This window comes from Mycolicibacterium tokaiense (assembly GCF_010725885.1).
Taxonomy (GTDB): domain Bacteria; phylum Actinomycetota; class Actinomycetes; order Mycobacteriales; family Mycobacteriaceae; genus Mycobacterium; species Mycobacterium tokaiense.
Window position 1 is genome coordinate 2,120,252 of sequence record NZ_AP022600.1, and the last position, 21,204, is coordinate 2,141,455.

Annotated in this window: 27 protein-coding genes; 10 read left to right on the plus strand and 17 right to left on the minus strand. The window is 68.6% G+C overall.

The annotated features are described in order from the left end of the window. Positions 1–55: 55 nt before the first annotated feature. Positions 56–763: a superoxide dismutase gene (locus G6N58_RS10145; RefSeq protein ID WP_232067807.1), complete on the plus strand. Its 708-nt coding sequence runs from the start codon at positions 56–58 to the stop codon at positions 761–763. Here G6N58_RS10145 and lfrA read toward each other — a convergent pair. From lfrA to G6N58_RS10160, 3 genes are read right to left on the minus strand one after another with little or no spacing between them, the layout of a single operon-like run. Next, positions 694–2,400: an efflux MFS transporter LfrA gene (gene lfrA / locus G6N58_RS10150; RefSeq protein WP_115278818.1), complete on the minus strand. Its 1,707-nt coding sequence runs from the start codon at positions 2,398–2,400 to the stop codon at positions 694–696. The genes G6N58_RS10145 and lfrA overlap by 70 nt on opposite strands. A 44-nt stretch (positions 2,401–2,444) precedes the next feature. Then, positions 2,445–3,017 (minus strand): TetR/AcrR family transcriptional regulator, encoded by a 573-nt coding sequence (locus tag G6N58_RS10155; RefSeq protein ID WP_068914623.1) that lies wholly within the window; start codon positions 3,015–3,017, stop codon positions 2,445–2,447. A 50-nt stretch (positions 3,018–3,067) separates the two neighbouring features. Then, positions 3,068–3,901, minus strand: coding sequence for an RDD family protein (locus tag G6N58_RS10160; RefSeq protein WP_115281602.1), 834 nt, complete (start codon positions 3,899–3,901; stop codon positions 3,068–3,070). 61 nt (positions 3,902–3,962) lie between these two features. Between G6N58_RS10160 and G6N58_RS10165 the strand changes: the two genes are divergently transcribed. After that, complete coding sequence (locus tag G6N58_RS10165) at positions 3,963–4,955, plus strand: stage II sporulation protein M (protein WP_068914625.1); 993 nt, start codon at positions 3,963–3,965, stop codon at positions 4,953–4,955. A 13-nt stretch (positions 4,956–4,968) separates the two neighbouring features. On the opposite strand, the gene G6N58_RS10170 is transcribed toward G6N58_RS10165, so the two are convergent. From G6N58_RS10170 to G6N58_RS10190, 5 genes are read right to left on the minus strand one after another with little or no spacing between them, the layout of a single operon-like run. Beyond that, a complete protein-coding gene (locus G6N58_RS10170) occupies positions 4,969–6,291 on the minus strand; it encodes a DUF58 domain-containing protein (RefSeq protein WP_115278817.1) in 1,323 nt (440 codons plus the stop codon). Continuing rightward, on the minus strand, positions 6,291–7,244 hold the full coding sequence (locus tag G6N58_RS10175; protein WP_197746415.1) for an AAA family ATPase: 954 nt from the start codon (positions 7,242–7,244) through the stop codon (positions 6,291–6,293). The genes G6N58_RS10170 and G6N58_RS10175 overlap by 1 nt, the downstream gene beginning before the upstream one ends. Beyond that, a complete protein-coding gene (locus G6N58_RS10180) occupies positions 7,241–8,371 on the minus strand; it encodes a DUF4350 domain-containing protein (RefSeq protein WP_115278816.1) in 1,131 nt (376 codons plus the stop codon). The genes G6N58_RS10175 and G6N58_RS10180 overlap by 4 nt, the downstream gene beginning before the upstream one ends. Next, a complete protein-coding gene (locus G6N58_RS10185) occupies positions 8,353–9,003 on the minus strand; it encodes a DUF4129 domain-containing protein (RefSeq protein WP_115278815.1) in 651 nt (216 codons plus the stop codon). Before G6N58_RS10185 ends, G6N58_RS10180 begins: the two co-directional genes overlap by 19 nt. Positions 9,004–9,010: 7 nt before the next feature. Then, positions 9,011–10,261, minus strand: a complete 1,251-nt coding sequence (locus tag G6N58_RS10190) for a DUF7847 domain-containing protein (protein ID WP_435406194.1) — start codon at positions 10,259–10,261, stop codon at positions 9,011–9,013. Between G6N58_RS10190 and G6N58_RS10195 the strand changes: the two genes are divergently transcribed. The 3 genes from G6N58_RS10195 to G6N58_RS10205 are packed head-to-tail and all read left to right on the plus strand — an operon-like array spanning position 10,260 to position 11,927. After that, on the plus strand, positions 10,260–10,724 hold the full coding sequence (locus tag G6N58_RS10195; RefSeq protein ID WP_115278813.1) for a GatB/YqeY domain-containing protein: 465 nt from the start codon (positions 10,260–10,262) through the stop codon (positions 10,722–10,724). The two genes, G6N58_RS10190 and G6N58_RS10195, sit on opposite strands and share 2 nt — an antisense overlap. 36 nt (positions 10,725–10,760) lie before the next feature. Beyond that, entirely contained in the window at positions 10,761–11,747 is a 987-nt protein-coding gene (locus tag G6N58_RS10200) for an LLM class F420-dependent oxidoreductase (protein WP_115278812.1), read from the plus strand. Between the two features lie 18 nt (positions 11,748–11,765). Next, positions 11,766–11,927: a hypothetical protein gene (locus G6N58_RS10205; RefSeq protein ID WP_163907771.1), complete on the plus strand. Its 162-nt coding sequence runs from the start codon at positions 11,766–11,768 to the stop codon at positions 11,925–11,927. Here G6N58_RS10205 and G6N58_RS30780 read toward each other — a convergent pair whose 3' ends face one another. Beyond that, positions 11,928–12,299: a hypothetical protein gene (locus tag G6N58_RS30780; RefSeq protein ID WP_232067808.1), complete on the minus strand. Its 372-nt coding sequence runs from the start codon at positions 12,297–12,299 to the stop codon at positions 11,928–11,930. It abuts the gene before it with no gap. After that, entirely contained in the window at positions 12,286–12,429 is a 144-nt protein-coding gene (locus G6N58_RS30785) for a hypothetical protein (protein WP_232067809.1), read from the minus strand. The genes G6N58_RS30780 and G6N58_RS30785 overlap by 14 nt, the downstream gene beginning before the upstream one ends. A gap of 256 nt (positions 12,430–12,685) precedes the next feature. Here G6N58_RS30785 and G6N58_RS10215 point away from each other — a divergent pair, with 256 nt between their 5' ends. Both G6N58_RS10215 and G6N58_RS10220 read left to right on the plus strand, forming a co-directional pair. After that, a complete protein-coding gene (locus G6N58_RS10215; protein WP_115278811.1) occupies positions 12,686–13,369 on the plus strand; it encodes a HemK2/MTQ2 family protein methyltransferase in 684 nt (227 codons plus the stop codon). Then, positions 13,366–13,560: a CDGSH iron-sulfur domain-containing protein gene (locus G6N58_RS10220; RefSeq protein ID WP_170314335.1), complete on the plus strand. Its 195-nt coding sequence runs from the start codon at positions 13,366–13,368 to the stop codon at positions 13,558–13,560. Before G6N58_RS10215 ends, G6N58_RS10220 begins: the two co-directional genes overlap by 4 nt. A gap of 47 nt (positions 13,561–13,607) precedes the next feature. Here the strand turns inward: G6N58_RS10220 and G6N58_RS10225 are convergent, their stop codons facing one another. The 4 genes from G6N58_RS10225 to G6N58_RS10240 are packed head-to-tail and all read right to left on the minus strand — an operon-like array spanning position 13,608 to position 16,697. After that, positions 13,608–14,624: an iron-containing redox enzyme family protein gene (locus tag G6N58_RS10225; RefSeq protein ID WP_232067810.1), complete on the minus strand. Its 1,017-nt coding sequence runs from the start codon at positions 14,622–14,624 to the stop codon at positions 13,608–13,610. A 49-nt stretch (positions 14,625–14,673) separates the two neighbouring features. After that, positions 14,674–15,453: an acyl-CoA thioesterase gene (locus G6N58_RS10230; RefSeq protein ID WP_068914635.1), complete on the minus strand. Its 780-nt coding sequence runs from the start codon at positions 15,451–15,453 to the stop codon at positions 14,674–14,676. Between the two features lie 12 nt (positions 15,454–15,465). Further along, positions 15,466–15,987, minus strand: coding sequence for an SRPBCC family protein (locus tag G6N58_RS10235; RefSeq protein WP_308213272.1), 522 nt, complete (start codon positions 15,985–15,987; stop codon positions 15,466–15,468). Further along, on the minus strand, positions 15,984–16,697 hold the full coding sequence (locus G6N58_RS10240; RefSeq protein ID WP_115278809.1) for an SDR family oxidoreductase: 714 nt from the start codon (positions 16,695–16,697) through the stop codon (positions 15,984–15,986). Before G6N58_RS10240 ends, G6N58_RS10235 begins: the two co-directional genes overlap by 4 nt. Positions 16,698–16,761: 64 nt before the next feature. Between G6N58_RS10240 and G6N58_RS10245 the strand changes: the two genes are divergently transcribed. Next, entirely contained in the window at positions 16,762–17,109 is a 348-nt protein-coding gene (locus G6N58_RS10245; protein ID WP_115281600.1) for a MerR family transcriptional regulator, read from the plus strand. Between the two features lie 13 nt (positions 17,110–17,122). On the opposite strand, the gene G6N58_RS10250 is transcribed toward G6N58_RS10245, so the two are convergent. Next, positions 17,123–17,485 carry an ArsR/SmtB family transcription factor gene (locus G6N58_RS10250; RefSeq protein WP_163908625.1) on the minus strand — a complete coding sequence of 121 codons (363 nt, stop codon included), beginning with the start codon at positions 17,483–17,485 and terminating at the stop codon, positions 17,123–17,125. 79 nt (positions 17,486–17,564) lie between these two features. Between G6N58_RS10250 and G6N58_RS10255 the strand changes: the two genes are divergently transcribed. Together G6N58_RS10255 and G6N58_RS10260 are read left to right on the plus strand one after the other, a co-directional pair. Further along, positions 17,565–18,893 (plus strand): NAD(P)-binding domain-containing protein, encoded by a 1,329-nt coding sequence (locus G6N58_RS10255; protein WP_115278808.1) that lies wholly within the window; start codon positions 17,565–17,567, stop codon positions 18,891–18,893. After that, positions 18,890–20,077 (plus strand): MFS transporter, encoded by a 1,188-nt coding sequence (locus G6N58_RS10260; RefSeq protein WP_115278807.1) that lies wholly within the window; start codon positions 18,890–18,892, stop codon positions 20,075–20,077. The genes G6N58_RS10255 and G6N58_RS10260 overlap by 4 nt, the downstream gene beginning before the upstream one ends. A 22-nt stretch (positions 20,078–20,099) precedes the next feature. Here G6N58_RS10260 and G6N58_RS10265 read toward each other — a convergent pair whose 3' ends face one another. Together G6N58_RS10265 and G6N58_RS10270 are read right to left on the minus strand one after the other, a co-directional pair. Continuing rightward, positions 20,100–20,528 carry an arsenate-mycothiol transferase ArsC gene (locus G6N58_RS10265; RefSeq protein ID WP_115278806.1) on the minus strand — a complete coding sequence of 143 codons (429 nt, stop codon included), beginning with the start codon at positions 20,526–20,528 and terminating at the stop codon, positions 20,100–20,102. A 4-nt stretch (positions 20,529–20,532) separates the two neighbouring features. Next, positions 20,533–21,204: an arsenate reductase ArsC gene (locus G6N58_RS10270; RefSeq protein ID WP_115278805.1), complete on the minus strand. Its 672-nt coding sequence runs from the start codon at positions 21,202–21,204 to the stop codon at positions 20,533–20,535.

Genomic DNA, 21,204 nt, shown 5'->3' on the forward strand with positions numbered 1-21,204 from the left:
CGGGTACCCGCTCCCCGGCCGCACCGTGCGGTCGCAGTGGCTGAGCGGAGATGACGTGGCACACCGGTTCCTCGCGACGATGGCAGCATGCCTCACGCTTGTATTGCCCGCAGCGGCCGTGGTTGTCGCACCCTCGGCGACTGCCGAGCCGGTTTTCACCCTGCCGCCACTGCCCTACGCGCCCAGCGCCCTGGAACCGGTGATCGACACCGAGACCATGACGATCCACCACGACCGGCACCACCAGGCGTACGTCGACGCGCTGAATGTGGCCGTCAGCGCAGATCCCGCCCTCGGGGGCATGTCCCTGGAGCAACTCGTGGCCTCGGCCGGGACGCTGCCCACCGCGGTGCGCAACAATGCCGGCGGGCATTGGAACCACTCCTTCTTCTGGACCACCATGACCGCACCGGCGCAGACCGGTGAGCCCTCACCCGAACTGCAGGCCGCGTTGCAGAACCGGTTCGGCTCCATGGAGGAGTTCCAGAGCCAATTCAACGCGGCAGGCACCCAGCGCTTCGGCTCGGGCTGGGCGTGGCTCATCGTCGGCCAGGACGGCCAACTGGCCATCACGTCGACGCCCAATCAGGACAACCCGCTGATGGACGTCGCTGACGTCAAGGGCACCCCCCTGATGGGCAATGACGTCTGGGAGCACGCGTACTACCTCAAGCACCAGAACCGGCGCGGCGACTACCTCTCCGCGTGGTGGCAGGTGGTGGACTGGAACGTCGTCTCGCAACGGTTCGCCGACACCGCCTGACCTGCATCGGGTTGTCCGCCGGCAAGGCGGTCGCGCAGCGGGCCGGTCACCACGGTTCGTGGACACGACGGAACCACGTGCGTACCGTCGGATGCCTGCTCGCCGGTGTCAACCTCGGGTTTCCGGTGGAACGAGACACTGACCACCACCGCGGCCAGCAGCGCCAGGGTGGCGGCGATGATCGCGGTGGGTGCGATGCCTGAATCGAACGCCGTACGAGCCGATTCCAGCAACCTGTCACCCACGCCCTGGGGCAGGGTGGCCGCCACCGACGTCGCGCCGCCGATGCTCTCGGCTGCCGCGTTGGCCTGCTCCGGGCTCAGGCCCGCGGGCACGGTCACGTTGTTGCGGTAAAAGGCCGTGAAGATGGTGCCCAGGGTCGCCGTGCCGATCACCGCGCCCAGCTCGTAGGCGGTTTCCGACACCGCCGACGCCGCACCGGCTTTCGCCGGGGGCACCGAGGACACGATGGCGTCGTTGGACATGGTTTGCGACATGCCCACGCCGAGTTCGAGCACCACGAAGGAGACGATGACCGCCACCACGGTGAGGTCGTGGCGGAACAGCAGGATCAACCCGAAGCCGGCTGCCAGCAGGACCAACCCGAACGCCATCAACGCCTGCGGGGTGAACCGTCTGGCCAGCCGCACCACCGCCAACCCGCCGATCACCGACACCACCGCACCGGGCAGCGTCACCAGCCCGGCGGCCAGCGGGCTCATCCCCAGTACCAGTTGCAGATGTTGGGAGATGAAGAACAGGAACCCGATCAGGCCCACGATGGACAGGAAGTTCGCGAGGATCGACGACGTGAACGGGGCGTAGGTGAACAGGTTCATGTCGAGCATCGGTGTGGCACTGCGGTTCTGACGCATCACGAACCAGGTGCCCGCGGCCAGCCCGCTCACCACGGCCGCCACGATGGACAGGGAGAACCCGTCGTGGGCGGCGGTTTTGATGGCCCACACCAAGGGCAGCATGGTGGCGAACGACAACAGCACGCTCACCAGATCCAGTGGGCCCGGGTGGGGGTCGCGGGACTCCGGCACCAGCCGCGGTGCCAGGATCAACAGCGGCAGCAGGATGGGTACGGCGATGAGAAATACTGCGCCCCAGTGGAAATGCTGCAGCAGTGCGCCGCCGACGATCGGGCCCAACGCCGAACCCGCAGTAAAGCCCGAGGCCCAGATGGCGATGGCCAGCCGGCGGGCGGACGCATCGACGAAGATGTTGCGCAGCAGCGACAGCGTGGACGGCATCAGCATGGCGCCGAACACGCCGAGCAGTGCGCGCGCTGCCACCAGTGCCTCGGCGCTCGGAGCGAAGGCGGCGGCGATGGAGACCACGGCGAAGCCGCTGGATCCGATCATCAGCAGCCGGCGTCGGCCGATCCGGTCACCGATGCCACCCATCGCCACCAGCAGTGCTGCCAGCACCAGGGCGTAGACGTCGACGATCCACAGCTGGGTGGCTGCCGGCGGCTGGAAGTCCTGGGCGATCAGCGGCAGCGCGAAGGTCAACACGGTGTTGTCGACGGCGATGAGCGTGACCGGCAGCATCAACACCGCCAGCGCCAGCCAGGCGCTGCGGGGAGTGGAGGCCGAGACCGTGCGGTCGAGGCCGATGGACGTGGACATGTGCGTGTACTCCTACCGAACTGAGGTGACGTGGAGCGGGGGCTCTACACGTCGGAGGTGATGGTGCCCTGCGTGAGGGTGGTCATGATGGCGTCGACGATGCGGTGCTTGGGGGTGCCGTCCTGCTTGGCGGCCTGGTTGCCGGCGTCGAGCAGGGCCCAGAACGCGCGTCGAGCCCATCCCGGAGGTGCGGTGTCGGGCTGGGTGGAGACCTTGGCCAGCATCTCGGCGATCACCTCGTCGCCGGTGTCCAGGTGCGCCATCAGCTCGGTATCGGCGTTGACGATCGGCTCGGTGAAGACGTAGACGACGATGGGGCCGAGGTCCAACTGGCCTTCCACCACGCGGCGCAGCGCCGCCAGGGGCGGACCGCACTCCGGCTCCGCTTCCACGATGGCGGCGGTGCTCAGCTCGTGGACGTGTAGGGCCAGCGCACGGATCAGGTCGGCACGCTCGGTGAAGTACCGGTGCAGCGTGCTGCGGCCGACGCCGGCGGCGGTGGCGATGTCGCTCAGGGGGGCGGCCGGATTGTCGGCGAGCACCGTCATCGCCGCCTCGATGATCGCCCTACGGGTACGGCCGCGTGCGCCACCCTCGATCAAAGCCACTTCGCCCATGGCTCAATTTATAGCACAGAATCATCAAAATGAGACAGCAATGTCTCACTTTAGGTCGGTGGTGCAAAACCTCCGGTCGCCGGCGGGGTCCGCACCGGGGGTGGTGCTGCAGGCGGTTGAGCCGCCGGAGGGTGGCCGGGACCACCACTGACGGGCCCGGCCAACCGGTGCAACTCCCGGCGGTGCCGTTCGGCCAGCACCGCCGCCAGCACGAACTGCGGCGGGGTGCCCGGCGGCGGGGGCGGCGAGATGCGTGCGGTCACCTCTCCGGCGATCCGGTAGGCCATCTCGTCACGGATGGCCGGATCCAGCTGGGCCGCCCGGTCCAGGAACTGCCGCGCCAACTCCGCCTGCTCGGCACCCAACCCGGACAGCTGCAGGGAGGCCGCCCACCACGCCAGTGTCGGCGGCATCACCGGCGGCGGTGCCGGACGCGGCCCGCGCTCGCTGATCACCACGGTGCCCGCGAACACGTCGCCGATCCGCTTGCCCTTCGGTGAGATCAGGCTGCAGATCACCGCGGGGCCCCCGAAGAACATCCAGATCTCGATCACCGCCGCGAGTGCACGGAACAGGGCCTGGCGGAAGCGTTCTGGGCCACCGTCCTCGGAGACCACCCGCAGGCCCAGCGCCATCTTGCCCAACGACCGGCCGCGTGTGGCCATCTCGAAGACCACCGGATATCCCAGCAGGACCAGCACGGTGAAGATGATCACCACCGCCGCGGTGAGCGCGGGGTCGTAGTCGGCCAACGTGGCCGCCCACATCAGCAGGCCCAGGATGTAGAAGACGAACATCACGGTCAGGTCGATCAGCGCGCCGGCCGCCCGCACCGGCAGCTGAGCCAGGGCGACGTCGAGGACCACCGCGTCTCCGGTGACCACGGAACCATGGGCAGGTTGATACGGCGAGGTCACGTTGGCGACGCTACTAGACTCGGCAGGCGTGGATGTCGATGCGTTCGTGCTGGCCCACCGCCCGGCATGGGATCGACTCGAGGCCCTGGTCAAGAAGCGGCGCACCCTCTCCGGCGCCGAGGTCGACGAACTCGTGGAGCTCTACCAGCGGGTCTCCACCCACGTCTCGGTGTTGCGATCGTCCTCGACCGACTCGGTGTTGGTGGGCAAGCTGTCCACGCTGGTGGCCCGGGCCAGGGCCGCGGTCACCGGCGCGCACGCCCCGCTGTGGAGTGAGTTCGTCCGGTTCTGGACGGTGTCCTTCCCGGTGGTGGCCTACCGCGCCTGGCGCTGGTGGCTGGGCTCGGCCATCGGCTTTTTTGTCGTGTCCGCCATCATCGGTGTCTGGGTGATGCGCAATCCCGAGGTGCAGGCCGCCATCGGAACTCCCTCGGAGATCGACGAACTGGTCAACAGCCAGTTCGCCTCCTACTACAGCGAGAACCCGGCGGCGTCGTTCGCCCTGCGGGTGTGGGTGAACAACTCGTGGGTGGCCGCACAGTGCATCGGATACGCGATCCTGCTGGGCATTCCGATTCCCTACGTGCTGTTCCAGAACGCCGCGAACCTCGGCGTCACCGGCGGATTGATGTTCCATCACGGCCAGGGGGAGGTGTTCCTGGGGCTGCTGACCCCCCACGGGCTGCTGGAGCTGACCGCGGTGTTCCTGGCCGCCGCCGCCGGCATGCGGCTGGGCTGGACGGTGATCTCCCCGGGCAACCGCCCGCGCGGACAGGCGCTGGCCGAGCAGGGCCGGGCCGTGGTGTCGGTGGCCGTGGGACTGGTGGTGGTGCTGCTGATATCCGGGTTGATCGAAGCCCTGGTGACGCCCTCGCCGTTCCCGACGTTCGTCCGCATCGCGATCGGTGTGCTGGCCGAGGCCGCCTTCTTGGCCTACGTCATCTACTTCGGACGCAAGGCGGTGGCCGCCGGTGCCACCGGCGACGCCGAGGACGCCCCCGACGTGGTGCCCACCTCCTGACCGCTGCCCAGGGTCAGAGCCTGCCGGTGGCCTTCATCGCCAGATAGCTGTCCGCCAGCGCGGGCGCCAGGTCCTCGCCCACGGCGTCGACCACGTCAACGCCGGCCGCACGGAGGCGGGAGGCGATGGCGCGCCGGTCATTACGGGACTTCTCCGCCGCCGCCGCGTCGTACACCGCAGCGGCGTCGGTGCGCCCCGCGGCCAGGTCGTCGATCCGCGGGTCGCTGACCGCCGCCACCACCACCTGGTGCTTGGCCGCCAACCGCGGCAGCACCGGCAACAGACCCTCGTCGAGGGCGGCGCCGTTGAGGTCGGTGAGTAGGACCACCAGCGCGCGGCGGCGGACGCGGCGGGAGATGGCGGCCACCAGTGCGCGAGAATCGGATTCGACGAGCTCGGGTTCAAGGGGAGCCATCGCCTCGACCAGGTGCGCCAGCAACTCGGTGCGGGAGGCGTTGACCACGGCGGCACGGGTGGTTCGATCATGGGCCAGGAAATCGACGTGATCTCCGGCGCGCGCGGCCAGGGCCGCCAGCAGCAGGGCGGCGTCGAGGTACCAGTCCAGGCGCGGCCAGCCACCGGGATCACCCGCAGTGGGATCGACGCCCACCCGGCCCGCCGACGTCCGCCCGGTGTCGACGACGATCACCACCCTGCGGTCGCGTTCGGGCCGCCAGGTGCGCACCACCACGTCGCTGCGCCGAGCGCTAGCCCGCCAATCGATGGACCGCACATCGTCGCCGACGACATATTCACGCAGCGAATCGAATTCGGTGCCCTGACCGCGGATCAGCACCGGGACCATGCCGTCGAGTTCACGCAGCTTGGCCAGCCGGGAGGGCAGGTGCTTGCGGGACAGGAACGGCGGCAGGATCCGCACCGTCCACGGGGCCCGCTGCGAGCGCTGCCGCCCGGCCAGGCCCAGCGGCCCGACACACCGCGCGGTGACCGCGGCGCTGAGCTGATCTCCACGACGGATCGGTTGCAGCGACGTGTGCACCTGATGCTGCTGGCCCGCTGCGATGCTGACCTGGTGGGCCCGGGGGGTGGCGCGCGCACTGGGTGCCCAGGCGTCGCGCACCGCGCCGCGGAATGTGCGCGAACCGCCGTTGCGGATCAACAGGTCCACCCGCACCGGCTCACCGAGACGCGCCGAGGTGTCCCCGGAGTGGGTGTACTGCAACGCCCGCGGGCTGGCGGCCAAGGCCACGTCGAGTGCCACCGCGGCCGCCAAGACCGCCAGTAGGATCGCGAAAGCCGTTGCCGGCCAAGGGGCCACCGCGATCGGCAGTACACAGACCAGGGCCAGCAGCCCGGTGCGCCCGGTGAGGATCATTACCGCGGCACCGGCACCGAGGCCAGGATGCCGTCCAGCACGCCGTCGGGCGTGGCACCTTCGAGTTCGGCCTCCGGGCGCAACGCGATGCGGTGGCGCAGGGTGGCCCGCGCCATCGCCTTCACATCGTCGGGGGTCAGGTAATTGCGGCCTGACAGCCACGCCCAGGCTCGCGCGGTGCCCAGCAGGGCAGTGGATCCGCGCGGCGACACCCCGAGTTGCAGCGCGGGGGAGTGCCGGGTGGCGCCCACGATGTCGACGATGTAGCCCAGTACCTCGTCGGCGACCAGCACCCTGGCGGCTGCCTCCCGCCCGGCGCGCAGGTCGTCGATACCGGCCACCGGCCGGATGGCCGACAGGTCGCGCGGATCGAACCCGTGCGCATGCCTGCTGAGGATCGCGACCTCCTGATCACGCGGCGGCAGTGGCACATTCAGCTTGAGCAGGAAGCGGTCCAACTGGGCCTCGGGCAGCTGATAGGTGCCTTCGTACTCGATCGGGTTCTGGGTGGCCGCCACGATGAACGGATCAGGCAGCAGCCGCGGATCGCCGTCGACGCTGACCTGCCGCTCCTCCATTGCCTCGAGCAGCGCAGCCTGGGTCTTCGGTGGCGTCCGGTTGATCTCGTCGGCCAGCATCAGGTTGGTGAAGACCGGACCCTCGCGGAACTCGAACTCCGCGGTGCGGGCGTCGTACACCAGGGAACCGGTGATGTCACCGGGCATCAGGTCCGGGGTGAACTGCACCCGCTTGAAGTCCAGCTGCAGCGCCGCGGCCAGCGATCGCACCAGCAGTGTCTTCGCCACGCCGGGAACACCTTCCAGGAGCACGTGCCCACGGCACAGCAGCGCGATCACCAAACCGCTGACCACGGCGTCCTGGCCCACCACGGCTTTGGCGATCTCACTGCGCAGGGCCAGCAGGGCCGTACGGGCGGAATCTGGCTGTGTCACGAGTGGGCGACCTGCCTTTCGATGTCGTCGAGTGCGTGGGCGAGTTGGAGCAGTTCGGCGTCCGAGGCCGGTGCCGGCCCGAACAGGGTGTGGCCCACGGTGAACGGATCAGCCCCGGTGCGTTGGGCGACGGCCAGGACCAGCGTGGAGTCCTGCGCGCCGGCGCCCAGCCCCAGCCGTGGGGCCAGCCGCTGCAGGGCCGCGGAGCGCAGGGCGTCGGCGGCGCGGTCACGGGCGCGGTGGGCTCGGTAGAGGCGGGCCCGGCCCTCTGCCGTCTCGGAGGCGCGGACCACCACGGGCAGCCGTTCGGCCACCAGCGGACCGAGGCGGCGGCCCTTCCAGATCGCCACCAGCGCCACCGTCAGCCACAGCTGCCAGACCACCCAGTTCCACTGCGGCGGGATCATATCGAAAACGGTTGAGGTACCTAGGTTTTCACCTTCGGCACGCTGCGGTGCGTACCAGATCAGGCGTGGGTGCTCACCTGTGAGATTCATCGCCAGCGCGGCGTTGCCCTCGTCGAGCAGCATGCCGTTGGTCAGGAATCCGGCGGAACTGACCACCGTGACGGTGCGGCCGTCGTCGCGATAGCGCACCAGTGCACCGGAGTAGCAGCTGGTCAGATCCACCCCGGAAGCCTCGGCCGCTTCAAAGGTGCCGGTGGGGCCGAATTGGGCCACCCCCGCCCGCTGCGCCGCGGGCAGCTCGCAGTCCGGCTCACCGCCGTAGGTGGTCGAGGTCGCCGTCCGGACGGCGGGTGCCAGTGCCTCGCGGGTGAAGGAGTTCGGTTCGACCAGCAGGAGATCGCCGGGAGCCGCGGCCAGCTCCGCGAGGGCGTCGTCGTCGGCGGTGAACGGGGTCTGCGCCACCAGCGTCAGCGAATCGGGGCGCGCCGCCGCCCGGGCCTGCGCCACGGTGTCGGCCACCTCGACATCGACGCCGGCTTCGCGCAGCAGCGTCACCAACGCGCGGGCGCCCTCGGCGGAGGTGGCGGTGGGGTCCATGCGGCCGCCGGGGCGCGGTGCGGTCAGCCAGGCGGTCAGGACCGCCAGGGCCACGATCAGCACCACGGCGGTGCCCACCCAGCGGACGGTCTTGCGGCGGGTGGTCACCGTACGTGCTCCCAACCGCCGGATGGTGCGGTGGGGGTGGCGATCGCGGCGTGCAGCGAACGACGGCCGAGGTGCTGGTCGAGGTCGCTGATCATCCGGTACGCCGCCTCGGTGCCAGGCAGCTCACCATAGGTGACATCATTGAAAGCAGTTGCAGCCGAGGACAATTCGTCGGTCAGCTCGGGCAGTGCCGCCCCTGCATCTCTGGCCAACTCGGTGGCGGTGCGGCCGGGCACCGAGGTCAGCACCCCGGTTTCCTCGAGGTGGCGGGCGACGGCGCGCAGGCGGTGCCGGATGGCGGCCGCCCAGTCTCCCCGGGTGGCACTCTGCTGCGCCAGCTCCCGGTGCTGCGCCGCGGAGAGTTCGACCGCTCCGAACAGCTGGGGGTCGCCACCGCGCCGGGTGTGCAGGGTCCGGCGGGCGATGCGGACGGCGACGATGACGGCAATCACGGCGATGATGGCCAGCACGGCGAGGGTGAACCATCCGCCGGGCAGCAGGTCGCCCTTGGCCACGATGCGGAATATCAGCTCGTCGATCCACTGATTGAACTGGTCGGTGAGCGAACCCCTCGGGTAGATCGGCTTGGTCAGTTCGTTCTCGGCGGCCTCACGGGCGGCCTCACGGTCGATGTCGATCGGCGGCATCAGGTCCCTAGCGCCGCACCAGCCACAGGCTGTCCGTCGACCGGGTGTCGGCGGGGCCCGCGGCAGCACCGGTGCGCAGCACCAGATCGAAGGCTTCGGCGCGGATCCGCCGGTCGGTGTACAGCAGGACCACCACGCCCGCGGTGAACGGCGCAGTGATCACCTGGCCGACGATGGCGCCGACGCTGGCCGCAACCGTGCCGAGCACGATCGCGGCCGTGGACGCCGAGCCCACCAGCAGCTGCGCGAACGTGAAGGGCATCGCGACGGCGGTGGCGATGGCGCCCACGACGACGCCGGCCAGCAACCGGATCCCGAACACGCGCAGGAAGTCGTGGCGCACCAGCGCGAAAGACCGCTTGACGGCATCGATCACCGGCATGCGCTCCAACACGATGGCCACCGGCGCGAAGGACACCATGGTGTACAGGTACAGCGTGCCCAGCACGGCCGCGATGCCCAGGGGGATTCCGACCACCGCGGCGACCGCGCCGGAGACGCCGACGGCCAGGCCCACGATGATCAGCGTGAGTACGCCGAACAGCAGCAACACAGCCAGTAGTTCCAGCAGCGCCAACCCCAGAAGCGGCAGGATCCGGTCCTTGATCTTCGCCCAGGCCTCGGAGATGGTGATCGACGAGCCGAACACCGCCCGCCCCACGACGACGGTGAGCATGCCGGACAGGATCACCGCTGCCAGCGCCTGCATCAGCGCCGCCACCACCGAGGTGGCCGCCAGTCCGACCAGCCCGGCCACGGATTCGGTCTCGCCGCGCAGAGCGTCGAGTTCACCCATCGCCGCCAGCGGGCCGATCTGCAGGATCAGCCCCAGGGCCTGGGTGACGATGACGACGGCGGCGGCCAGCCCCAGCGTGGCTTTCGGATTGACGCGGACGTACCGCACGGCCCCGTTGAAGATGTCGCCGAGCGTGAGCGGGCGCAGCGGAATGACCCCCGGCTGCAGGGCGACCGGCGGCAGCGTCGGATATCCGGGCGGGGGATAGCCGGGCGGTGGATAACCCTGGTGGGGGTAGCCGGGCGGTGGATAACCCTGGTGGGGGTAGCCGGGCGGTGGATAACCCTGTTGCGGGTAGGGCTGTTGCGGGTAGGGGGGCGGATAGGGAGGCGGCCAGCCAGGCCCGGTCGGCGGCTGGGTCACAGTGAGCGTCCCCCGTCGTTGTGCATGATGACCATCCTGTCGACGGTCGTCCGATATGACAACGATACGAGGGCCGCCCACGCGTACCGTCTCAGGTATGGCAGAGCTCAAGGCCCGACTGCGCACCGACCTGACCGCGGCGATGAAGGCCAGGGACACCCTGCGGACCGCTACGCTGCGCATGGTGCTGGCTGCTGTGCAGACCGAGGAGGTGTCCGGCAAGCAGGCCCATGAGCTCTCCGACGCCGAAGTGCTCGCCGTGCTCACCCGCGAGGCCAAGAAGCGGGGTGAAGCCGCGCAGATCTACACCAGCAACGGCCGTGGCGAGCTGGCGGCCAATGAGCGGGCCGAGGCCGCCGTGATCGAGGAGTACCTGCCGACCCAGCTCGACGACGACGAACTCGCCCACGCGGTCGAGACGGCCATGGCGCAGGTCGCGGAGCAGGTGGGCGAGCGGCCCGGCCCCCGCCAGATGGGCTTGGTGATGAAGGCGGCCAACGCCATCGTCGCAGGACAGGCCGACGGCGCGCGGGTGGCAGCCGCGGTGAAGGCGCGACTGTAACGGTTTGCCCGCTGCGGCCCCGGGTATCCGCTTGCCATGACCCGGTTCGGATATACCTTGATGACTGAGCAGGCTGGACCCAAAGATCTTGTCCGCCATGCTGTTTCGGCTGAGCAGGTCGGCTTCGACTTCGAGGTGTCCAGCGACCACTTCTCGCCGTGGCTGTCGGCGCAGGGCCATGCTCCCAACGCGTGGGCGGTCCTGGGTGCGGTGGCACACGCGACCGAGCGGGTGGACCTGTACTCCTACGTCACCTGCCCGACCATGCGTTACCACCCCGCGATCGTCGCGCAGCAGGCCGCCACTGTGCAGATCCTGGCCGACGGCCGGTTCACCCTCGGGCTGGGCACCGGTGAGAACCTCAACGAGCACGTGGTGGGTAAGGGTTGGCCGAGCTTGCATACCCGTCAGGAGATGTTGGTCGAGGCCGTTCAGATCATCAGGGAACTGTGGACCGGCTCCCTCGTCGACTGGCGTGGCCAGCACTTCCAAGTGGACTCGGCGCGCATCTGGGATGTTCCCGACGATCCGATCGGCATCGGCATCGCGATGGGCGGTGGCCGGGCCATCGATATGTTCGCCACGCTGGCCGATCACCTGATCGAGGTGCAACCCGACGCCGACCGGTTCAAGGCGTGGCAGCAGGCGCGGCAGGGCACGGGACTGCCCAGCGGCGGTCGTGTAGTCGGGCAGATCCCGGTGTGCTGGGACCCCAGCCGGGACGCCGCGATCGAGCGGGCGCACGAGCAGTTCCGCTGGTTCGCCGGAGGTTGGTCGGTGAACGCCGACCTGCCGACCACCGCCGGCTTCGCGGGCGCCACCCAATTCGTGCGGCCCGAAGATGTCGCGGAGTCGATTCCGTGTGGCCCTGATCTCGACGCGATCGTGGAAGCGGTCCGCGAGTACTGGGAGGCCGGATTCACCGACATCGCGCTGGTGCAGATCGGCGGAGACCACCAGGACGCTTTCTTCAAGGAAGCCGCCGAACCATTGCTCGCGGCGCTGCGTTCGGCAGCGTCGTAGGAACCCCGGAGGACGACGATGACCGACGATCACAGCCAACACGTCGCGACCAGCCCCCACGAGGTCAAGGGGGTGCCGGACAAGGATCGTCCTGGGCCCGCCGACCACGGTCACGAGGGTGGAATGGCCACCCGGGAGGTGGCCCCGGACGTGGCCGAGGGCCAGGAGCCGCCGGACTGATCAATCGTCGCGTCGTCCCTGACGGCTGCCGCGGTACGCGCCCCGGCGCAGCGCCGTCAGCCACCCCGGCGACAGTGTCACTCCTGGCGCTGAGTTCCGGGTCGGGTCGAAGGCGAGAGTTTCCTGTTCGCCCTCCGGCAGCAGATGCGTGAAGGTCAGGATCGCCAGGGACGTCGGAGCCTGGCCGAAGGTGGCCTGCCGGATCTCGATGCGGATCGGCCGCCCGTTGCGCAGTTGCTCGGAAATCGTCTGCAGCGCCAGTGCTGTCCGGCATAGCCCAACGGCATGTCGGCGTGCGGCCAGGCCGTGGCAGGCCGGAGTACCACACGGCCGAGTGCCGACGACCCAGCGGACACCGTCAGCACATCCCACGGTGCAGCGCCGGCGACTGGGGCACCATCCGCCATGCCGGACCGGCGAAGTCGGCCAGTCCGCCGGGCAGGCCTACGCCTTGGGACAACCTGCCGATCACCTCGCCGAAGGCCACCGGCAGGCCCGTCATTTCGGGGGCTGTGCGTTCGATTCGTCCGACGGCCGTCACCCCGTCCGGATGAACGCGCGCTTGTGACGCAGTCCGGCGCCGAGTTTGAACACCAGGCCCCCGATGTCGATGAGGTGCACGGGCTGTGGGTGTCCGGCCGTTTCGGAGGTAAACGGCTCTGAAGCCGTTTAACGCCCCGGAAACAGGGCATCAATCAACCCACGTGTCGCGGAAACAGGTGCGCACAACATCAGTCGAGAGGCCCACTGTGACAGTTATGCTCCCCGATACCCGCAGGCCCATCGTGGCAGCAGCGGGTGTGTACCGACCGCAGGAGGATTCACGACTACTGATCGACACCCTGGAACGCAGCACCGTCGTGGTGGGCAGACGGGTCGCCGATCTGTGCACCGGCAGCGGGATCGTGGCGATCGCGGCAGCCGAGTTGGGAGCAGAATCGGTTACCGCTTGGGACATCTCGGAACCGGCTGTGCTCTGCGCCCGTCGGAACGCCGACGCGGCCGGGGTGGCGGTGGACGTTCGCCTCGGGGCATTCGATGGCGCACTGGCCGACGGCCCGTATGACGTCGTGGTCACGAATCCGCCCTATGTGCCAACCTCTTCCGGCGCCGGCATCGATGTGCCGTCCGGTGCCGACCCCGCCTGGTCCTGGGATGGCGGCGACGACGGGCGCGCCATCGTGGATCCGTTGTGTGCCATTGCGCCTGATCTGCTGGCCGACGGTGGCACAATGCTGATGGTGCAATCGGAGTTCACCGGAGTCGAGCAGTCTGTGCAGGCGCTGCGTGACGGTGGTCTGAGTGCCGAGGTGATCGCCTGGCAGCTGATCCCGTTCGGTCCGGTGCTCTCATCGCATGCGGGCTGGCTCGAGCAGACGGGGCGTCTGACCGGAGGACGGCGAACGGAGGAACTCGTGGTCATCAGGGCTGACAAACGGTGAGTGACGGGCAGGTCCGACGCGTGCGGATCGTGCCGAAGGGCCCGATCATGGTGGAGGGCCCGGTGTGCATCGAGATGCCCGACGGCGCCACGGTGGAATCAGACCGGTTCATGGTCGCGATCTGTGCCTGTCGCCGCAGCAAGACATATCCGTTGTGCGACACCAGTCATCGTCGCACAGTGCGTCGCTGACCTGAGACGGAGAAAGCCCGCCGCGAGGCGGGCTTTCTCCGTTGGTGTCAGGCCAGCGGCCGCCGCAAGGTGGTTTCTCCTGCGGCCCACTGTGCCATCAGGAGGTCGGCGAGCCGGTCTTCCACTACCGCATGGGCGCGAATACCGAACACCACGTCGCGCTCGAGTTGCGGTTCGGCACAGACGAGTTCACCCACCACGTCGGTACGTACCACCTGCTCGTGCACAGCATCGGCCTCGACATGTTCGCGATAGAACCGTACGCACTCCTCCGGCGCGCCGAGCCGCTGCAGGCCCTCGACCAGCCGAGCCGAACCGGGCGGTGAGGTGATTTCGGTGGATGCGAAGTGCCCCACCGCAGCCCCGCGGAATGCACGGTGCAGACCGAAGATGGACATCAGATTGACCGCCGAAAGAGCTTCCGCCGGAACGTGATCGATATAGCCGAGATAACTGGAATCCAGCCCTGCCGCAGCCATCAGATCGGCGAACAGCTGCTGGTGCAGGTTCTCACCGCGGCCGCCGCCGTACTCGTCGAACTCCACTGCCACAAAGGACGCCTTGGCCTGGCCGCTCAGGCGCGGGATGGCGAACGCATGTGGATCGGCTTCTTTGAGGTGGTACAGCGAGCGGTGGACGAAGTACTCCTGCATCTGCTCCCACGTTGCGGTGTCGCGGATGTGGAACGAGGGGCCGGTACCACCGGCGTGCTCGACGGAGATCTCATCCATGGCCTCGATCACCGATGCATCGTCGACCGAGCCCACGGCGTCGGTCACCGCGTCCATGAAGGCGATCTCGAGCTGGGACCGCAGGTGCAGTAGGCCGGGATTCCATTCCCACGCGGGGTCCACGTCCCGGAAACCGCGGTAGTGCAGTTCGTAGCAGACGTACAGGGCCATCTGCAGATCCAGGCCCCACGGATCGGAATCGATGACGGGAGCAGGGATACGCGTGAGTTGTCGCCGAGGCGGCCTCTCACCGAGAACCTCGATCACCGCGGCCGATACGGGGCCGACAGAGGCGGGCAGCAGGGGTTCGAGGCGGGGGGTCGCAAGAGTCACGGTGATGAGGTACCCGGGAGGTACCGGCGAAAACCACTTTTGGCCCATCTCACACGCGCCACAACGCTTCCTGCGTCATGCTGGCGATCAGCTGATCGTCGTGGCGGTACATCGAGCCCATCACCAGTCCGCGACTGTCGTTGTTGTTGACGCGCCGGACCTCGTAGCGGTGCCAGGCGGCGGGATCGAACGGCCGGTGGAACCAGACCGAATGGTCCAGGCTGGCTGCGAAACCCACGTCCGGGCGCAGCGGGGTGCCCTCCGGGCGCGCAGCGGGCACCGGACCCAGATCGGTGACGAACGTCAGCGCGCAGGCGCGCAGCAGCGGGTCGTCTTCGACGTGGTCCCGGAATCGGACCCAATACGGCGGCACCGCGAATGCCGAGGGATCCGACGGTGCGGTCCGGATCTCCAGATGCTCGGTGATCGACAGGTTCGGCTGCTTCGGCTGGGCAGCGTCGAGTTCGAGGGATGCAGCCGGTGCGGGGTGCCAGTCGGCGCCGGTCTCGGGCCGGTGGAACGACGCGATCATCTCGAGGATGACCTGACCCTCCTGCACGGCGGTGACCCGGCGGGTGTCGAATGAGCGGCCGTCGCGGGTCCGTTCCACGTGGAACTGCAGCGCCACCGCGTGCCGACCGCCGCGGACGAAGTAGGCGTGCAGCGACTGGGGCAGCTTGTCCGGTTCCACGGTGGCACCGGCGGCACCGAGCGCCTGGGCGGCGATCATCCCGCCGAACAGCCGCTCACCGCGCCCGCCCGCGGGATCGGTCACCACGAAGACGTCGCCGTCACGGTCGAAGGACAACAGGTCGCCGATCCAGCTCATGGTGAGCTGACTCTAGCTGTCGGCGAAGTACCTCTGGCCATCGGCGGCCATCCGCCCGAACCCGGCCCGCAGAAGCGGAGCCAGCACCTGGAACGGCACGCGCAGCGCGCTCTTCGGATCGATGGCCACCGTCCAACTGAACCGGGTGCCCGCACCGTCGGTCGTCACCGCGTAATCCTCGGCGAACCGGCGAAACAGCGGGGCGTTGGACTCGTAGACGAAAAACGAGTAGCCCGACCCCTCGTCCCACCGGAAGAACTCCTCGCGCACGCGGGCGACCCCGGCGGGCAGCACGACCTCGCGGCAGGTGCCGATCCCGAACGGTCGCGGCGTCGTCCACGTCACCGATTGCACCGAGGATCCCCAGTCGGCCAGGCAGCGATCCGACGTCAGCGACATCCACACCGTCTCGGGGTCGGCGTCGAAGTGCCTCTCATACCGGAAAATGTGGGCAGCGGTGTCGAACACCGTCGCGTCGGTGGGTTCCAGCGGATACCAGCGGGCCATGGTGACCAGCTTGTCACCAGTACTCACTCCGGGCGGGAGCCGGCGTACATTTCCGCGGGCGGTGCCGACAGCTTCGCCTTGACCGCCCTGGTTTCCGCATCGGCCAGCACCTCGTCGGCTCCCGATTCCAATCCGTCCAGCGCGGCGCGGACGACGTCGGCCGGGTCGTTCTTCGCCATCTCGATACCGGCGAGCATGTCGGTGTCGGTGGCCGACAGGTGCAATCCCATCACCTGGGTTCCCTGCGCCGCCAACTCGAGCCGGGTGCTGTTGGTCAGCTGCCACTGCGCCGCTTTGGCCGCAGCGTATGCGCCGTTGCCGGGATACACCTGGAAAGAGCCGATCGACATCACGTTGAGGAGGGCGCCGCCGCCGTTGCTCGCCAGGACCGGGGCGAAGGCGCGCGTCATCAGCAACGTTCCCCAGAAGTGGGTGGCCATCTCGAGGCGGATGTCGTCGAGGTCTCCGGTCACCACGTTCTGCATCGTCACGATCCCGGCATTGTTGATCAGCAGATCGACATCCGTCGCGGCCGCGGCCACGTCCGTCACCATCGCCTCGTCGGTGATGTCCAAACGGATCGGCACGATGCGGGAGTCTCCGCCGGCGAGGCTCTCCGGCCGTCGAGTGGCGGCGTAGACCCTCGTGGCGCCTCGGGCGAGCAGCTGGCGGACGAACTCCGCACCGATGCCGCGATTGGCCCCGGTGACCAGTGCCGTCGCGTTGTTGATATCCATACCTCGAGACTAAAATCTCACACCGATGTCAGCTTCAATCCCAGCACGCCGTGATGTGGCACACATGAAAATCGGGGAACTCGCCCGGATCACCGGCGCCAGCGTGCGGTCGCTGCGCTACTACGAGCAACGGCAACTGCTGTTGTCGCGTCGCACCCCGGGTGGGCAGCGCATCTACAATCACGACGCGGTGGAACGGGTCCGGCTCATCAAGGAACTCTTCGCCGCGGGTGTCAGCAGCGATGCCGTGGTGCAGTTGTTGCCCTGCATCCATTCGGGCACTGCGACGCCGGCAATGGTGGAGCGTCTGGTGGCCGAACGCGCACGGATCGACGCCGAAGTGCGCAAGCTGGCTGCCACCCGTGATCGTCTCGACCGGCTCATCGTCACAACGCGAGCCGCTGCCGTATAGGCAAAACGTCTGTCTAGCGGGTAGCGACAGCGGCCGCAATCCGGTCGAAAGCCTCGGAGTTGAGGCGGTAGTAGGCCCACTTCCCGCGTTGATCGCGGCCGACCAGTCCGCTGTCGACCAGCAGTTTCATGTGATGGGACACGGTGGGCTGGCTCAATCCGAGCGGTTCGGTGAGGTCGCAGATGCACGCTTCGCCGCCGTCGGAGGCCGCGATGAGGGACACCAGCTTGACCCGCGCCGGGTCGGCGAGCGCTTTGAACACGGCGGCAAGGCGTTCGGCGGCTGCGGTGTCCAGCACGCCGCCGGTCAGCGGTGAGCAGCACGCCGCCACGTCAGCACCGGTCAACGGGGCGGTCACGGTGGGCATGCCGTCCATGATGACATACGCATTGACAAACATCGATGGGTCGAGCAGCATCGATCGCATCGAAGATTGTCGATGAAAGGAGCCGAGCATGTCGGAGCTGCCCGTGGTTGTGATCGGGGCCGGCCCGCTGGGTCTGGCGGCGGCCGCGCACCTGCTGGAACGTGAACTGACGCCGCTGGTGGTGGAGGCCGGCCACAGTGCCGGTTCGGCCATCGCGCAGTGGGGGCATGTCCGCACATTCTCGCCGTGGCCCGAGCTGGTGGACCCCGCCGCTGCCCGCCTGCTGGAGCCGACCGGCTGGACCGCTGCAGATGCCGGGTATCCGACCGGTCGGGAGTGGATCGACGAGTACCTGGCGCCGCTGGCGGACGCGCTCGGTGAGCGGGTGCGGTTCGGCTCCCGGGTGGAGGCGGTGTCTCGGCAGGGGCGGGATCGACTGGTCAGCCCGGGCCGGGCCGAGGCGCCGTTCGTGGTTCACCTCCGTGACGCGCAGGGGTCGGAATCGCGGGTGCAGGCCCGCGCGGTCATCGACGCCACGGGAACCTGGGGCCAACCGAATCCTGCTGGCGCCGACGGTGTTCCCGCGATCGGTGAACGCGCAGCCGCAGCCGCGGGTGTGCTGAGCTACGTCCCGCCGACGTCGCGTCAGGCCTGCGCCCTGGCCGGTAGGCATGTCGTGGTGATCGGCAGCGGGCACTCGGCGATGACCGCAGTGATCCAACTCGGTGAGGTGGTGCGTCAGGATCCGTCGACGACGGTGACGTGGGTGCTTCGCCGCGGCGTGGTCGGTGACACCTTCGGTGGTGGTGCGGCCGATGAACTGCCGCAGCGGGGCGCCCTGGGAGTGCGCTCCAGGGAAGCGGTCGATGCGGGACTGGTGGCACTGCAGACCGGTTTCCGGACCGAGCGCGTCGACCTCACCGGCGGCCGCGCCGTCATCACAGCCGAGGACGGGCGGGCTGTCCCGGCGGCCGACCATGTGATGGTGCTGACCGGTTTCCGCCCGGACCTGTCATTCCTGTCGGAGATGCGTATCGAACTCGACCCGATCCTGCAGGCCCCACTCAAACTGGCGTCCTCGATCGACCCGAACATGCACTCCTGCGGCAGCGTGTTGCCGCACGGCGCCGCTGAACTGGCACATCCCGAGCCGGATCTCTACATCGTGGGGATGAAGTCCTACGGACGCGCCCCGACGTTCCTGGCGATGACCGGGTACGAACAGGTGCGCAGTATCGCTGCTGAGCTCGCCGGTGACCACGAGGCGGCCGGCCGGGTGGAACTCACGCTGCCCGATACGGGGGTCTGCAACGGGGCGGGCTTGTTCGACAGTCCCGAGGTGGAGAATGCGGGCGGATGTTGCGGACCGGCACCCTCGGCACCGCAACCGTTGTCGCTCAATACTATTGGCGGATGACGAAGGCTGAATCCACATCAGCACCCCCCGCGGCCCACCGGCTGCGTTGGGTGCTGATGACGCTGTGCGTCACCGAGATCACCAGCTGGGGCGTGTTGTACTACGCCTTCACGGTGTTGTCCCCGCAGATCAGCGCCGACACCGGTTGGTCGGCACCGTCGGTCACGGCGGCCTTCTCCGCCGGGTTGGTGACCTCAGCGCTGGTGGGGATCCCGGTCGGGCGCTGGCTGGACCGGTTCGGCCCGCGATGGATCATGACGGGCGGTTCGGTGCTCGGCGTGATCTCCGTGGTGGCGGTGGTGGGCGCCCCCGATTTCGGCTGGTTCGCCGCCGCGTGGATTCTCGCCGGTGTCGCGATGAGCGCCATCTTCTACGCACCTGCGTTCGCCGCGTTGACCCGGTACTTCGGCGTCGATGCGGTGCGTGCACTGACGGTGCTGACGTTGGTGGCCGGGTTCGCCAGCACTGTCTTCGCCCCGTTGACCGCCGCACTGGCTGACCAGTTGAGTTGGCGCCACACTTATCTCGTCCTGGCGGCGGCCCTGGCGGTGATCACCGTGCCCGCACACTTCTTCGGGCTCCGGCGGCCGTGGCCCGCAGTGCCCAGAGAGCATCATGTGGAGTCCCCGACCCGCATCGCACGCAGTTGGTCGTTCCTGGCGCTGGTGGCGGCGTTTGCGTTGGCGGGCCTGGCCTCGTACGCAGTGATCGCGAACTTGGTGCCCCTGATGATGCAGCGCGGCATCAGCACCGGCGCCGCTGCGGTTGCCCTCGGCCTCGGCGGCGCGGGACAGGTCCTCGGTCGCCTCGGCTACCAAACCCTGGTGCGTCGGGTCGGCGTCGTACCCCGCACCATGTTGATCATGCTCGGCATCGCTTCCACCACCGCGCTGCTCGGGGTGTTCACCGCGTACGCCGCACTGGTGGCGGTGGCCATCGGGGCAGGAGTGATGCGCGGCATCATGACGCTGCTGCAGGCCACGGCGGTCACCGAGCGTTGGGGCGCAACCCATTACGGCCATCTCAGCGGAATCCTGAACGCGCCGATCATGATCGCCACTGCCGTCGGTCCCTTCGTCGGCGCGGCCCTGGCCAGCGTGCTCGGCGGCTATGCCGCCATGTTCGTCGCACTCGGCGCCATCGCTGCCGCGGGTGCGTTGCTGGCGGTGGCCACGTCGCCGTAGGGGAGGCCACGGGGTGCCGTGTTCAGATCCCGGTGCCCTTGGTGAGCGTTGCGTGCAACTGGCGCACGCGGACAGCGATGTCGTTGCGGACCAGGCGCATGCGTTCGATGCCGTCGATGCCGCGTTCGGACGGTTCGTCGGTATCCCAGTTCTCCACCCGCATGCCGGGCAGCGGGTCGAGTTGCGCTTCCCGGCCGAGGGTCACCACCACGTCGACGTCGCGGGCAAGCTCGTAATCCACCGGTTTGGGCGTTTCGGCGGTGATGTCGACTCCCACCTCGAGCAGAGCTTGCGCGGACAGGTCATTGATCGAGCTGCCGGGCTTGGTGCCGGCCGAGTGCACAATCACGGTGTCACCGGCGAGCTGGCGCATCAGGCCGGCAGCCATCTGCGACTTACCGCCGTTCTTGACGCAGACGAACAGCACCGACGGCGTGGTGAGTTCGGTCATCGGTTCAGCCCTGTCGGGCGGTGACGTTGAGGTCGGTGAGTAGGCGCCGGACACGTTCTTCGATGTCGTCACGGATGGGGCGCACCGCATCGACGTCCTGGCCGGCAGGGTCGGGCAGCTCCCAGTTCTCGTAGCGCTTGCCGGGGAAGATGGGGCAGGCATCACCGCAGCCCATGGTGATCACCACATCGGCGGCCTGGACGATCTCGTCGGTCCAGGGTTTGGGGAACTCGCCTGTGATGTCGATGCCGACTTCGGTCATCGCCGCCACCGCAGAGGGGTTGATGTGGTCGCCGGGTTCGGATCCACCCGACCACGCCACGGCATTGTCGCCGGCGAGGTGGGTGAAGAAGCCGAGCGCCATCTGGGAACGTCCGGCGTTGTGGGTGCACAGGAACAGCACGGTGGGTTTGCCGTCGCTGATCTTGCCTTCCACCCGGGCCAGTGCATGCAGGCGTTGGCGGGCGAACCGTTCGGCCAGCAGCGGGAGGAAGTTGGGAACCGTTGCGCGGCCCGCGAATTGGTCATAGGAGGTGTGTAGGAACCGTTGGATCGTTGCGACGCCGAAGCTGTCGCCGAAGTCGCGTTCCAACCGGGTGGCAGCGGTTGTCAGCGCGTGCTGTTGATCGATGGACAGATCGCGGTGCGGGCGCAAGGCGGCGGGGCTGTCGGACAT